The organism is Sphingobacterium bovisgrunnientis (assembly GCF_009829085.1).
In the GTDB taxonomy this organism is placed as follows: Bacteria; Bacteroidota; Bacteroidia; order Sphingobacteriales; family Sphingobacteriaceae; genus Sphingobacterium; species Sphingobacterium bovisgrunnientis.
Window position 1 is genome coordinate 34,481 of the sequence record NZ_WUQY01000011.1, and the last position, 15,179, is coordinate 49,659.

Below are 15,179 nucleotides of genomic sequence, written 5' to 3' on the forward strand. Positions count from 1 at the left end.
TACTAAACCGTGGGGTTACTTATTTACCTCTATTTAATCTACGTTTTGATAACTTCCTCCAAATGCTATGAGCCAAATCAATTTCTTTTTGGGTCAATCCGTAGTGCTGTTTTAAAATTACTTCATTAGTGATTTTTAATACTTCTTCTATATCTGTTTTATTCCGAATTAATTCGTCAATTTTTCCTAGCAATTCTGTATTGTCTTTATGATACGGAAGCAAAATTTTCTCTGCTTCGTTTGGCATTAATTCCAAAACACCACCTCCGTGGCTTCGTCCTGAAACCTCTGCAAAAGCCAATGAAAGTGAATTATAATAACTTGCCGTTAATGCTTTAATGTTCGTATCAGGTTTTACGAAAACACGGTGCATTGTGTCAGTTGTATATGCTTCTGCTTCGTTAATGATTAACCTTGGGTAAAGGCTATTTCGTCTGATAAACAAAGCATCTGAAATTTTTAAAGATGGAACTACAAACCAATCATTTCTAATACTTGTTTTGTAGCCTTTATGAATATTCAAACTCTCTCCGTGAACAATATATTTCAGGGCTCCGTTGTCTTGATTTAGTTTTTCTTTATCAGGAAATGCTAGCAAATGTGCTTTGGCTTTTGAAAATTTATTTTTCTCCCAATCTTCTTTTGTAAAAATCACACTGTTTACTTGCACACTTCTACCAACCATAGGTTTAGCATAATTTTGAAGCTCATATTCTTCAACGGTTGTGAGTGGTACAGTAAAAAAATCATTAGCTCCTGTTGTAATACCTACTTCAACTTTTGCATATTTTGCAAGTGTTGGTATTTTTCTTTTCTTGGCAATGTTTTCTAAAAAATCAATTTCTTCTTGTTCCAAAAAATAGAAAGTCCATTTGTTCGATTTAAAATCTATTCTCTTTTTCGGACTTTTTAATTTAGCAGTATCAAGCGTTTTTAACTCGCTTGCATCTTTTAATTCGATGTGTTCAATTTTATGTTCTTGTGTTCCGTTTTTTTCGCAAAGCAATAAAACAACTTCTTGCTGAATATCAGGGAAAACTAATTTCTGAAAAGAAATGATGTTGATTTTATTGTAGAAATGAGCAAGAAATTTTCGCAATTGCAAAGCAAATGAAACCTGCAAAATCTCTGCAGGTAAAACGAAACCAATTTTTCCGCCTTTGTCTTTCAACAATAGGGAAGAACCAACTACAAATGAAACCCAAGCATTGGTCAATTTGGAATATCTCAATCCTGCTCTAATAAAAATATCTCCTGCTTCTGCTTGTTGGTTTCTATCGAAAAATTGAAAGCGGATGTAAGGAGGATTACCAACAATTAAATCAAATCGCTTTTCTGTATTGTTACAATAAGTATGAAAATCATCGTTGATTACTTGCTTGTTTTTAAGTTCAATTTTATCGGCTTTTTTAGCTTCGACTTCGTCAAACTCAATGGCTGTAATGGAATTGTATTTTGATTTTAAATTCCTTAGTTGCTCCAAAAAAACACCATCGCCACAACTTGGTTCAAGTATGTCAAAATCTGTACTGCCATTAATACCCCAACGCAAAACAAATTCTGCAATGGGTTCAGGCGTGTAAAATCCACCCCTTAATTTTTCTGCTGTTGCATTCTCAATTAGCTTCATACAAATCTTTGATTAAAGGGATTAATAAATCGTCAGAACCTAAATCATATAATTTGGCTAACAGCTTTTCTAAGCTTGCTTTCTCTCTTGTAAATTGCCCTAACAGTGGCGTTAATGCTCTATTGTTTCCTGCATTCAAGTCTATTTTATCTTGTATGCTAATAAGTTCTTTTTGTGCTTCAACGATTTTGTCGTGAAGAGCTTTTTCTTTTGCATTATCAAAAGCAATCTTCCGAATTGGTAATTTGTTGAGGACTTTTGTACCTCTTGCATAATAACTTCCTCTAAATACTTCGCCTGTTAGAATGACAAACCATTCAACGTATTTTGAATTTAGTATCGCTTGAATGTAATATGTGGAATAATCGAATTTGTCAGGCATTGTAATGGCACAATAACCAGCTGTCCCTCCCGATGTAAAAAGTGTTCCGTAATTATCAATCGCATATTTGTCGCCACTTGATAAAACACCAAGTATTATCTTTTCTTTTTTGTCTGAAATATTTAACCCTTGTGGTCTCCCGAACCTATGCCATTCGTCTTTTGTTGCAGGTACAGGTTTTATATCTCTTTTTGGATTGTTTAGAATTGCTTTATGCTTTTGTAAATAGTCAAAAGCAAGCGGATATTTCTTTTGAATATCAGTAAGCGAAATTATTTCAACACCTTTTTTTGTGTTTTGATAAGGATAAATAACCCTTGCATTAGGTTTGAAAGTCCTGTAAGTATTCAGATTGTCTTCGCCTGATGATGTTTGAAAATAAGGTTTGGTAATTGCTTTTTCAATTTTGTAATCAACTCCTTTTTTTGAAAAATAATAATGCTTAGCATCATCTTTCGTTGGAATGAAAATATAAATGTCATTAGCACTCGTTTGAATACCATTGAAAATATTATCACTACCAACCAAGTCAATAAGTGAAGCACTTTGAGCTACAATTTTATTATAAGCGTTTATTAGTTCTGGCGGAACTAAAACCCAAACTTCATTATCTAATTCAATAGTATTTTTTGAAGCATATTTTACGGCTTCTGGTTCACGAACCTTCCAACTTTTTAGGCTTTTGACTTCTGCATATTGAAATGTTTTTTGAGGTGTTTTGTTTAAAATCAGCAAACAAGTATAAGTTGTTTTGTTTGCAAAAACTTGATTTGCACCAAATGAAACAATTGAATGTAAATATTCCTTTGTTGAGAGTTCTTCTCGTAATTTCTTACCTGCGCCAACTTTTGTAAACTTATTAGGAACGATATAACCTAAAATTCCGCCATCATTTAACAAATTCATTCCTTGTTCAAGGAACAAAAAATATTTATCAAATTGTTTGTAAGCCGAAGTGTAATTGGCTTTATAAAGCGGTAATTCAAGCGGTGTGATATTTTTCATATCCTCCGACTTCATATAAGGCGGATTACCAATAATCACATCAAAACGAAGTTTTGAAAAGTCCAACGGATTAATTTCAGTTTGATTTTTCTTTTCAACTTGTGTTGGATTTAGTAAACTATTACCAAAGAAGATATTATTGGATAAATCAGTTAAAACTGGTTTGCTTGTATTGGTTGAAGATGTGTTTTCATCTTCTAAAAGTTTCAATAGTAAACCAAATTTTGAAGCTTCTACCGCATTATAATCTTTATCTATTCCATAAACGCAATTCAACAATAGTTCCCTTTTGATTTTAAAAGGAAGTTTATAAGTGTTGATGCTTGTTTGAATAAGTTTTGTTTTGTGGGCAATTAGATAATAGTCAATTAGAATATCATTTAATAGCTGAAACAGTTCCAATAAAAATGCACCAGAACCGCAAGCGATGTCTGCGAATTTTAGTTTTAGAATTTCTTTATCGGTTTTGTCCTTACATTTTGGCAAAACCGTATTCCGCAAAATATCATTGATGATGAATGTTGGCGTAGTTACAATATCTCTATCAATATTTTCAGGTTTCTTTACTAATTCAACTGTTCCGTTTTGAACAGTCAATTTTTCCGAAAGAATAATTTCATAAATGCTTCCTAAAATATCCGATGAAAACACACTGAAAGAGTAAGGACTTTCAGGATAATACAACTGCTTTATAATCGTCCAAAACGCAGAACTGATATTTTCTACAATTTTATCTTTCAGTAATTGGTCAAACAATCCTGAATTGTAGCGCTTGTCGGCTTGTTTAAATTTTTTAATTAATGATTTAAAGTTACTTGCGTTGGCAAATGTTAAAAGTGTTTGATAATCCTCTAAGTTTCTGTCTTCGCAAACACGCAAAAATAAAATTCTGTTCAAATAACTTTGAACAATATCGTTTAATTCCTGCTCTTTTATTTTAGGGTGGTGTTTGTATATTTCACTTCCTAATAACTTTCTCCATTCGTTGAATTGATGTAAAAAAAGGGTGTCAATCGAATACTGATTTAGCTTGTTTTCAATCGTTTGCCATTCCGTATCAAACGCCCCTGAATAAACAGCGTCTTTGCCCAATAGCTTTTTAATTTCTTCAAATTTACCTTCGTATTCTGTGTAGTGGTATTTCTTGATTAATGCTTTATTGTAACTGTCGGCTTCATCAACTTTTACAGAAGTGTCATAAATAACTAAGTATTCAAAGTTTGATAAGATGGAAATTTTTAGTTTAGCTGTAAAACCATATCGTCTTACTTGTTTTGCTGTTTCGTTGTTAGTTTCAATTGCTACGCACGGTTTTTTAGCTTCCAAAAAGAATTTTCTTTCTGAAAACAATCGAAATGTATAGTCTGGTTTTTTAGAATGCTCAGAAGCATTGGCTTTTAATGCTTCTTCTAAAATCACTTCTCTTTCATTTGTGGATTTTCCTGCGTTGTTTTTTATGTCCCAACCCAATAATTCAAAAAACGGGTCTAAGAAATCACTGCGAAGTAGTGTTTCGTTATACTTGTTTGTTAAGTAATATTTTCTGTCAGCCGAATATTTTTCTATGAGTTTCTTAACAGTCATTTTTTCTTGTTGGCTTTAAAATATTCAACTTTATCCTCTGCTACTTTTAGCGTATCAATATCGGCTTCCTCTTCCATTATTCTATATGCAAATTGGTCGCTAAGTAATTCTTTAATCAATAGTTTTTCGTCTATTTTAAAAAACTCTGCAATGTGCTTTATTTGCTCTTTTGTTGGTTGTCGTTCGTTACGTTCAATTTTTCCAAGCAAAGAAGTGTCAATACCGATATGGCTTGCCACTTCCCTCAAAGAAAGTGAAACTTCCTCTCTCAATGTTCTTAATCGTTCACCTATGGTTGTAATGCTTTTTTCCATTGTCGCTATTTAGGACGTATTTTGTCCAAATATAAGTAAATAAAATTGATAGGACGTATTTTGTCCACGAATTTTACTAAAAAGATATCAGGTGTTGATGGTTTTGATATAGCAATATAATTTCCTGTTTTTTGAAGTCCTAAAATAATACATTACAATCTTCTCCCTTTCTTCTTTTTCTTCATCCGATTAGCAAACTGTTCTTCTTCGTAATCCTCTCCCTGTGCATCCGATAATAGGCTAAACAATCCCAAATCGGTATTAGGCGAATGTTCCTGTGAGAGAAACTTAAAAAGGTCTTTTGTTGGCAGGTTGTCTATTTCATTTGCTTTAGAAACGGGATTATCTTGTATCTTCAATTCGGGTTTATTTCCATTGTTCCACCAATCGTTAAACATTTTTGCCGATAGGTTTCTGTCTAATTGTGAGCCGTTCCAAACTCCATTGAGCAGCTCTATTGCATGTGCCATATTCGCAGAAAATTTGATGAAAGTGCGCAAAATGATCTTGCACGCTCGAAAATCGCTGTTGACTATATTGCAGCCATATATACCGTTGAGAAACTAATCAGAGAAGCTCAGCGTGCCATGAAAGAAGATGAAATCGTATTTCTTCGATACGAAAAGGTAAAACCCATATTGGATGAAATGAAAAAATGGATGCAACAGAAATATACGAAAGTGTTGCCACGGAGTCCTATCGGAAAAGCGATTGCTTATGCATTAAAATTATGAGATAATATGTATTATTATCTGCTGCACGGTGAGCTTCTTCCCGATAATAACGAAATTGAAAATGCAATACGGCCAATTGCCCTCTCAAGGAAGAACAGCCTGTTCAGTGGAACACATAAAACCGCTCAAGATGCCGCCATGATATTCTCGCTATTTGCTACTTGTAAAAAACATGATGTTGATCCCCAAAACTGGTTGAACGATGTGCTGTATAAAATCAATGACCCAGAATTCGAAGGGAAATATAGCGACTTAGTACCAAACAGATGGAAAAATAACCGATAATTAACTTTTGAGGGGAACCACCGTATGCATACAATTAACCCATTCTTAAACAGGGTGAAAACTATACTATTTCTAAAAAAAAGTATTTTTATTTCAACGACAGTTCAAGTTACAGATGTAGCTTGATCAGGGAAGATTACTCATGAAAACATTTATAATTTCGTAAATTGCAGAAATTAATTAGTGAATGTAAAATGAATGTATTGGAGAAGTTATCACTTGATGAAGTAAGAAAAGATAAGAAAAATCCAATTTGCAAGTTTGCCTTGAAGGATGCGGTAATAACTCATTATTTATATAATAATACATATCAAACCTCTCAATTCTATAAATATGATGCTTTAAAATTTACTAATGAGATAGCGGGCCATTACTTAAAAGAAAAATTTGTCGATTATTTAGATTCTAATAATCAATTAGAAGTTTTTAAAAAGGAGGATGTTCCTTTCTTACCTGTAGATAAGCCATTGTTTAACTTCATTGATTTATTTGCTGGGATTGGAGGTTTTCGTCTCGCATTACAAAATCTTGGAGGAAAATGTGTTTTTACAAGTGAGTGGGATAAACAAGCACAGAAAACTTATAGAGCAAATTTTGGTGAAACACCTTTTGGAGATATAACTCAAGAAGAAATAAAACAATATATTCCTGAAAGCTTTGATATACTTTGCGCAGGTTTCCCATGTCAAGCATTCTCTATTGCAGGAAAGCGGGGAGGATTTGAAGATACTCGTGGAACTTTATTTTTTGATGTTGCAGAAATAATAAAGCGGAAACAACCCGAAGCCTTTTTTCTTGAAAATGTTAAAGGTTTAAGAAGTCACGATAAAGGAAAGACCTTAAATACAATATTAAATGTACTTAGGGAAGATCTTGGATATTTTGTGCCTGATCCTCAAATTATAAATGCAAAAGACTTTGGTCTGCCACAAAATAGAGAACGTATATATATTGTTGGATTTCATCCTAGTTTAGGAATTGATAGTTTTAAATACCCAGACGCAACGAACCAAACCGCTCGTTTTGAAGATGTTAAAGAAACAAGTGTTGTGGATACCAAATATTATTTGTCCAATAGATACCTTCAAACATTAATTAATCACAAAAATAGACATGAAAGTAAAGGAAATGGCTTTGGGTATCAAATCATAAATGATGATGAAATTGCAAATGCTGTGGTGTGTGGAGGAATGGGGAGAGAAAGAAATTTAGTGATTGATAATAGAATTACAGATTTCACGCCTACAACAAAAATTAAAGGAGAAGTCAACAAGGAGGGCGTTCGAAAAATGACACCTAGAGAATGGGCTAGATTACAGGGATTTCCTGATAATTTTATAATTCCAGTGGCGGATGCATCGGCATATAAACAATTTGGCAATTCCGTCGCGGTACCCGCTATTCAGGCTACAGCCAAGAAAATTATAGAAATAATTTTAAAACAACAGTAATGTCAGAAAAATCTGAAGGATTAAGTGGAAATATTGGGGAGTGGAGTGAAATATTATACATTATTCAAAATTATCGCTGATAAGAAACTTTATGGAGGAACTAGTGAACTTCACAAAGTCGAATCAATGATTTTTCCTATAATAAAAATATTAAGGGATGAATCTAATGGTACATTTGAATTTTCTTACGATAATGATTTAGTAGTTGTAAAAAACAAGAATGAAGAATTTAGGATATCTGTAAAAACGTTTTATCAAAATGCTTCATTTCTTTTAAATAAATTAAAAGAGAAAAATAAATCTTCTTTTACAATTCCTGAGATAGAAACTTTTATTAATTCTTATGGTAGTAAATCTATTAAGGCTAAATCATCACTAAAAAGCGATATTCGGATCATAATACATGATTTAGTAACGGGTAGAAGTCCTCAATTAGGCTTTAGTATAAAGTCTGAAGTTGGGACTCCTCCGACATTATTTAATAGTAACAAATCAACGAACTTTGCCTATAAAATAGTTGGAGATTTATCACCTACAGATCTAGAAGAAATCAATAGAATTGTTAAATATAAAGGCACTAAGGTGATTCAAGATGTTAAAGGCAGACTTCGTACAATTTTAAATAAAGGTTGTGAATTAAAATTTTCCCATGTTCCATGTGTTATATTCCATAATAATTTAACCTTAGTTGACTCGTCCTTACCTAATATATTGGCACATGCCCTGTATAAATACTTTACTTCAGGGATATCCAAATCAATTGAGATTATAAATTCACTAGCTTATGAAAATCCCCTGAAATTCAATTTCTCAAACGATCATCCTTTTTATTCATATAAGTTCAAAAGATTTTTAACAGATGTATCATTGGGTATGTTGCCAACAAAAGTTTGGGGAGGAATTATTGATGCAACAGGTGGATATTTAGTTGTAAAAAAGGATGGTGAGGTATTATGTTATCATATATATAATAGAAACGAATTCGAGGATTATTTATATGTTAATACCAAGTTTGATACGCCTAGTGCCACTAAACATGATTTTGGATATATTTATCAGTTAAATGGAGAGTTGTATATAAACCTTAATTTTCAAATACGTTTTATATAATAAGTTCCTGTCACAAATTCAAGTTGTAATAGGCAAATAGGTATAAATATACCAAAATCGAACTTTACGATTACTATTGAAAGAAAAGCTACTGTAGTATTTATTCTCAGGAGTTACAGTATTGTAAATGGAAAATAAGAAAGTAGCAAAATGATGTAGGTTCTTAATTCGTATGTATGCATACGAATATATACCACATTTCCCAATAATACAGGTCTTATGAATTTTAATTTTCATAAGACCTGTATTTTATTTATATCTTTTAAATATTTGGCTAACAACTCCTTCTATAAATCAACATTCAGAGTATGAAATTTACAACTTTCTCCCTTTTATGAAGTTTTAATTATTAAAGAGATTTTTTATTACCTCTATCAAAATATTTCGCCTCTTTTAATTTTTCTAAAATCCTGGATTTTGGACTAAAAGTCTGCTTTTAGATATTTCGGCAAATGGGATTGGATACAAGTACATAGATTTTTTAAAAATTCTTGGCGCGTTATCATAATCAGTTCTTTTAAAATAACTTAAATCATTTTGATTACCTGAAATGTTCATACCTGTAAAAACGCCTCCTTGTCTTCCCTCTGCTTCTTCTGCAATCATCTATCTTCTTACATCAAAATAACGTTGACCTTCTGCAAAAAGTTCAATTCTTCTTTCTTGCTGTATAGCTTCGCGCTGTTTTTGTTGATTCCCCAAAATTCCAGTTTTTGTGCCATTTGAATTCATCTCTACATAGCCAGGAATCCCAGCTCTATGCCTTACAAGATCCAAGTATTTAATAATTTCTGGATCGTTAGGATCAACTTCATTACAAGCTTCGGCATATAATAAATAGAAGTCTGCTAGCCTGAAAATAATTGAGGGTCTAAACACAGTCTTGATTCCACCAGAAACAGTAGGATGAATGGTTCTATTATTAAATTTATACAACAAATACCCTGTTTTTGAATATCCTCCAGAGGTTGCGTTGCCACTATGTGCTATTCCTCCATACCCTGGCCTTGGATTAGTAGATGATTTTATATCTCGTGAAAAGTATATACGGGTTGCCAATGATGTCGCTGCTGTTGTTCCTTGTAAATTTACATTCGAGACGACATCGTGCCAACTTTCCCCTTGATAAGTCACAGTGGCATAGAAATCTTGGCTCACGATTGGCATACATATTTGAAACATTATTGTCAGTAAGGATAATTTCATTACCTCCTTTTACAAATCGAGTAGATGGATTTTAAACATTTGAAAACCCAATTTCTGAATATCCAGAATTTTGATCATTAATTTTCAAACCATTGTTCATAAAAAATGCGTCTACAGCTTCTTGTGTAACGCCCATATATCCTCCCGCTGTACTTGCAATATCTCTCGGAATTTGAGCTGACTCAACTGTTCCCCAGCTGTTGACAGCATTGGCCCAAATAATTTCTTTGTTATAACGTTGGAATAATTCGTATACATTTAAATAGGGATTGTTAGGAACACTACTGTAGTATAAATTATAGTTCCCGTTATTTGCGAAGTCAATAAACTCCTTTAAAACTTGTTTAGCCTTTTTCCATTTTTCTAAATCTTTAGCTGCGAATAATGATTTACCGTCGGTATTTTTTAATTCTAAAGCCTCAGTGTAACCTCCGTTGAATAAAGGCGATGCGGCATACATCCATAATTTTGCTCTTACAGCCATAGCTACACCTTTTGTGGGAATAATATATTAATTAATTCTATTTTCTACTAAGGGATCAACTTCTTCGAATTTTAAATCAGAAGTGAAATCATTTTTTAAATCTTGGATATCTATTTTTTTAAAACATTAATGGTATTGTATCGAAAATAAGAATACAGCAAAATTGGTAATTTTAAGTAGAGCCGAATCGAATCGACATTTTTACTATAATTTAGTTAGAATGTATACCACATTTCCCAATAAAACATATTAAAAATGTTGAATGTAAACTTATTATATGTACATTACATCACCATAAAATCTATTTAATTAAACCATTTACATGAAAAAAACATTACTAATTATTTATTTCATTACATTTTTACTTCTAGATGTAATTGCGCAAAGTCGGTTATTAACCGGCACAATTAAGGATAATCAAAATCGACCTATCAGCAATGCTAGTATACTTGTAAAAGGGTCCAATCTATCAACAATATCGGATGGGGCTGGTAATTTTGAAATTCGTCTTACATCCGCTAATGCGACACTAATTTTTTCTGCTGTAGGTTATGAAGATCAAGAGATCCCTACTCAAAATAAAGATCGGCTTAATGTGATTATGGAAGAACGTAACATAGGCTTAGACGAGGTTGTAGTTGTTGGGTTTTCTTCCGTGGATAAAAAACACGTTGCTTCCTCTGTTTCGCAAATGGATATGTCCTCGACTAAAAATCGACCAATAATTAAACTAGAGCAAGCATTCAGTGGAACTATCCCTGGGGTAACTATGCTTCAGGGAAATAGTCTTCCTGGCGCTAACGCGGGAAATATTTCTATTCGAGGGATGAGTACATTACAAAATGCAAGCCCATTAGTAATTGTCGATGGTATGGAACAGTCTTTATCAGACATTGATCCTAATCAAATAAAAAGCTTAACAGTACTAAAAGATGCCGCTTCAACAGCGATGTACGGATCACGTGGTGCAAATGGTGTTATTATTATTGAGACAGAACGTGGTTCGACAGGTCAATTTAAGGTAGATATTAATGCATGGGCAGCCATTGATAATCCAATAGATCTGCCAACTTTCGTAGACGCGTCTAATTATATGCGTCTAAATAATGAAGCAAGAGGATACCAAGGACAAACAGTTCTATTTTCGGAAGAAGACATCCGTAAAGCAGAAACTGGTGAAACAAAAAACATTAACTGGTTGGATGAGGTTATTCAAAAGAAATCATTTTCACAAAATCAATCTGCAAGTGTTTCTGGTGGTGGTGGTGTAGGTACTTTTAATCTTATGCTAAACCATACACAGCAAGGCGGTCTAAACGACATCGAAGGCGCACGCAAATTTTCTGCTCGCTTCAACACCAATGTAAACATTGCTGACAAATTTGTTTTATTAGCTGATTTCTATGCTTTACGTAACCAATATGATCGCTTAATGGCTAATGATGACGGACATGGATTATACCAAATTGCTTGGCGCATGAATCCTACCTTACAACCTTATTTTGATTCTGACCTTCCAGAGCACTACATATTGCATAACAACATGAATCCTATTGCTTCTATCAATAGAGGAGGAAAAAAGAGCTATTTAGGGGATCGTAGTACAATCAATTTAAGACCTAAATATTTTATCAATAAAAATTTAAATATTGAAGCTAATATTTCCTATATGATTAATAAAGCAGCTGATAAATCTATTCGTGAAACATTTAAATTTTATGACATCAATGGAAAGCCTGCTACAATTTGGTCCAACTCTGTAGGTGCAAATCAAGGAATTAGTGAGTCACAAATCACGGCACGTGCTTTAGTAAACTACACGAAGGACCTTCGACAGGACAAAGATAAGATTTACTTTACAGCTGGTGCTGAAATGATGAATTATGCCTATACAGATTATCGTGAAGTAAATAAAGCATCATTTTTCGGAAAGTTAAATTATTCATTTGATAATCGCTATTTATTAGAGGTAACAGCACGTACAGACGGTAGCTCTAAGTTTGCACCAGGGCAAAAATGGGGATTTTTCCCTTCAGCAGCCCTAGCTTGGAATATATCCAATGAGGCTTTCATGGCTAACCTAAAAGATGCTGGTGTATTGAACAATTTTAAATTAAGAGCTTCTTATGGTTTAATAGGGAATGAAAATGTAGCACCTTATCTGTGGCAAGAAAGTGTAAATACATGGGGATGGACTATGCGTGTCCCAAATGCTAATTTCTCTTGGGAAAAACAAAAACAACTGAACATTGGAGCTGATTTAGCCTTTTTACAAAATCGCTTAAATATTACAGCAGAGGTATATGATAAATTTTCTTATGATTTAATCTATGCAGACTTCCCTGTCCCTCCGTTAACAGGTTCCTACTATTTAACTACAGCAGTAAATATTGGTGAGGTTAAAAATAAAGGATATGAGATTTCGGCAAATTGGTCAGACAAAATAGGAAATGTAGAGTATACTATAGGCGGTATGCTTTTTGACAATGAAAACCGTGTATTGAAAGCTGGTTACAGTAATTCGGATACATTAATTTTTAAAGATACCAACGATAAAATATGGTATAATGGGATTGCAATCGACAACTATTATGGTTACGAGACTGAAGGTTTCTTTGCAGATAGAGCTGATGTAGATGGTACTGTCGCGAAAATGCCCAATACTCTTCCTGGAGATATCAAATATAAAGATCAAAATGGTGATGGGATCATTAATGACGACGATCGTGTAAATTTAGGTGACCCTTTTCCCCACTTGAACTACTCTTTAAATCTTAACTTAAAATATAAAAATTGGGATTTCGGTATGCTTGGTCAAGGTGTTGGTAAGCGTACGTCTCGTCTAAATGGCCAAGAAGGCTACCCTGTATTAGTTGATGGGTCAAGTAACGCATTAGGTGCTCCACGCCAAGAATATGCAGACAACCGCTGGACACCAGAAAACCAAAATAGTAGATTCCCACGTGTATGGACAGGAGCTAGTACAAATACCTTCTTAAGTGATGTCTGGTTGTCGGATGCGTCTTTTTTTCGTATAAAAATGCTTCAAATAGGCTATACATTTCCAAAATTAGGAAAAAATATAAAGAATGTCAGAATGTATATTAATGCACAAGATGCTTTTACATTTACTAAATACGAAGGATTAGAGCCAGAGCGTAATGGCGGGAATGGAAATTACCCACGTATGGCAACGTACAGTTTTGGTATTAGAGCGAGTATTTATTAAACCTAAAAAATTGAGAACAAGATGAAAAAATCAATATTATTTTTCAGCATATTAGCAACGATGTCATTAAGTAGCTGTGAGAAATTCCTAGATAAAACAGATCCAACAGCCACCTCATTTGTTGAATTCTTTAACACTGAAGAAGATCTACGTCGCGTAGTCTACAGTAGCTATGTAGACGTATTTAGCTCCGTTGGTGCAAGAGGTATTCTTTTCTATATGGAAGATGGTAAGTCTGATAATGCCTATAGTCGTGTTGATGGTGATCACCACCAGCGTATCGCTAATGGTAATTTTAATGCTAATACAGCTGCCTTTTTGTATTATTACGAATTACAAATGAAACATATGGGACGTCTGAATACTTTTATTGCGAATGCAGATATACCCTATGTAGAAGATGAAGCTGTACGTACTAAGTTTAAAAGTATTTTAGAAGCCCTACGAGTATGGCATTACTTTAAATTAACAAGTAGATGGGGAGACGTACCTTTTTTCCTAGAGCCAGCTACTATTGAATCAGCTCTTCAACCACCTACACCTAAAGAAGAAATTCTAGATAAATTATTTCCTTTAGCTGAAGAGATTGCAGCAAGACTACCCGAAAATGAATATACTTCAGATGCTTATATGTTTAATCGCTATTCTTTCAAATCATTGATTATGCGTTATGCGCTAATAAATGAGCGTTATGAATTGGCCGCAAAAATAGCTAAAGAAATTATGGATAGTGGAAAGTATCAATTGCACTCGAGCTATGCTAATTTGTTCAATTATAAAGCGGATAAAACAAATAAAGAATTTATAATGAAGTTCGATATGGAAAGTCATGCTAACTCTGCTACCAACTCATTCAGAGACTTAGCACCTCAATTTAGAACAGGGAATGGACAATCATATCTAGTACCTACCAAATCATTAGTGGATTCTTACTGGACGTTGCAAGGTAGAGCTATTGATAATTGTCCTTTACATAGTAAACAAGAATATGAATTGAATCCTAAACTAAATAGAGATCCACGTCTGGCTGCTAGTATATTCGGCCATGGTGATACTTTTTCTGGTGAACGTATTGATATCTATAATACTGGATCTTTGATGTACTTCGAAAACCAACGAGCAAGTAAATCAGGGTATTGGTTCAGAAAGTTTGTAGATGATACTGACGCTTTCAAATCAGGTGGAAATATGCATTTCCCCTTATCACGTTATGCAGAAGTATTACTTACGTATGCAGAAGCAAAAATTATGCTTAATGATGTAGATGATTTAGCAAAAGACTGTATTAATCAGGTGCGTAAAAGAGCGGGTCTTAGTATGGACATAGCAGATGTAAAACTAACTAATAAAACGCAACAAGAATGGATAGACTTGATTCGAAATGAACGACGTACCGAATTTGCTGGCGAAGGATTAAGATACGATGATATCTTACGTTGGAAAATTGCTGAGGAAGTTTTAAATGAGCCTGCTTTGGGACATACCCGATTAGTAGATGGCAAAATAGAAACTTTAAAAATTGAAGATCGTTCTTTTCAGCCTCATAATTACAGATGGCCATTCCATGCAAATAGTATGCGTGTAGAGCCTGGATTAAAACAAAACCCAGGTTATTAAGAAACCTGATCAAAATGACTATTTTTGAAAACAAGAAACAGGTTTTCAATGATTAAAAACACATAAAATTAAACAGTAGTAGCCGATAGGTTGCTACTGTTTTTTGTTTTATAGGTCCTGTAATTCATTTATGGTCTAATGTTGTTAT

At 33.5% G+C, this 15,179-nt stretch carries 10 protein-coding genes and 2 pseudogenes; 6 read left to right on the top strand and 6 right to left on the bottom strand.

Translation table 11 applies throughout. The features are described 5' to 3' along the window. Window positions 1-19: 19 nt before the first annotated feature. From GOQ16_RS07245 to GOQ16_RS07260, 4 genes are all read right to left on the bottom strand, one after another. Entirely contained in the window at window positions 20-1,630 is a 1,611-nt protein-coding gene (locus GOQ16_RS07245; RefSeq protein ID WP_160068681.1) for an Eco57I restriction-modification methylase domain-containing protein, read from the bottom strand. After that, on the bottom strand, window positions 1,617-4,601 hold the full coding sequence (locus GOQ16_RS07250) for an Eco57I restriction-modification methylase domain-containing protein (RefSeq protein ID WP_160068682.1): 2,985 nt from the start codon (window positions 4,599-4,601) through the stop codon (window positions 1,617-1,619). The genes GOQ16_RS07245 and GOQ16_RS07250 overlap by 14 nt, the downstream gene beginning before the upstream one ends. Continuing rightward, window positions 4,598-4,915: a helix-turn-helix domain-containing protein gene (locus GOQ16_RS07255; protein WP_160068683.1), complete on the bottom strand. Its 318-nt coding sequence runs from the start codon at window positions 4,913-4,915 to the stop codon at window positions 4,598-4,600. The genes GOQ16_RS07250 and GOQ16_RS07255 overlap by 4 nt, the downstream gene beginning before the upstream one ends. Window positions 4,916-5,067: 152 nt before the next feature. After that, on the bottom strand, window positions 5,068-5,385 hold the full coding sequence (locus tag GOQ16_RS07260) for a hypothetical protein (RefSeq protein WP_240140973.1): 318 nt from the start codon (window positions 5,383-5,385) through the stop codon (window positions 5,068-5,070). On the opposite strand from GOQ16_RS07260, the pseudogene GOQ16_RS07265 reads away from it, so the two are divergent. From GOQ16_RS07265 to GOQ16_RS07280, 4 genes and pseudogenes are all read left to right on the top strand, one after another. Continuing rightward, window positions 5,377-5,718 (top strand): annotated as a pseudogene (locus GOQ16_RS07265) (IS66 family transposase); the annotation flags it as partial. The gene GOQ16_RS07260 and the pseudogene GOQ16_RS07265 overlap by 9 nt on opposite strands. Before the next feature lie 69 nt (window positions 5,719-5,787). After that, entirely contained in the window at window positions 5,788-5,934 is a 147-nt protein-coding gene (locus tag GOQ16_RS17870; RefSeq protein WP_240140978.1) for a transposase domain-containing protein, read from the top strand. Between the two features lie 167 nt (window positions 5,935-6,101). Next, window positions 6,102-7,385 carry a DNA cytosine methyltransferase gene (locus GOQ16_RS07275; RefSeq protein WP_240140974.1) on the top strand — a complete coding sequence of 428 codons (1,284 nt, stop codon included), beginning with the start codon at window positions 6,102-6,104 and terminating at the stop codon, window positions 7,383-7,385. 24 nt (window positions 7,386-7,409) lie between these two features. Further along, on the top strand, window positions 7,410-8,495 hold the full coding sequence (locus tag GOQ16_RS07280) for an HpaII family restriction endonuclease (protein WP_204987444.1): 1,086 nt from the start codon (window positions 7,410-7,412) through the stop codon (window positions 8,493-8,495). Between the two features lie 402 nt (window positions 8,496-8,897). Here GOQ16_RS07280 and GOQ16_RS07290 read toward each other — a convergent pair. Both GOQ16_RS07290 and GOQ16_RS07295 read right to left on the bottom strand, forming a co-directional pair. Further along, window positions 8,898-9,701 (bottom strand): annotated as a pseudogene (locus GOQ16_RS07290) (RagB/SusD family nutrient uptake outer membrane protein). A 31-nt stretch (window positions 9,702-9,732) separates the two neighbouring features. Then, window positions 9,733-10,185 (bottom strand): hypothetical protein, encoded by a 453-nt coding sequence (locus GOQ16_RS07295; RefSeq protein WP_160068688.1) that lies wholly within the window; start codon window positions 10,183-10,185, stop codon window positions 9,733-9,735. Window positions 10,186-10,507: 322 nt separating this feature from the next. Between GOQ16_RS07295 and GOQ16_RS07300 the strand changes: the two genes are divergently transcribed. Both GOQ16_RS07300 and GOQ16_RS07305 read left to right on the top strand, forming a co-directional pair. Continuing rightward, entirely contained in the window at window positions 10,508-13,414 is a 2,907-nt protein-coding gene (locus tag GOQ16_RS07300) for a SusC/RagA family TonB-linked outer membrane protein (protein ID WP_160068689.1), read from the top strand. A 21-nt stretch (window positions 13,415-13,435) separates the two neighbouring features. Next, a complete protein-coding gene (locus GOQ16_RS07305; RefSeq protein WP_160068690.1) occupies window positions 13,436-15,031 on the top strand; it encodes a RagB/SusD family nutrient uptake outer membrane protein in 1,596 nt (531 codons plus the stop codon). Window positions 15,032-15,179 lie beyond the last annotated feature (148 nt).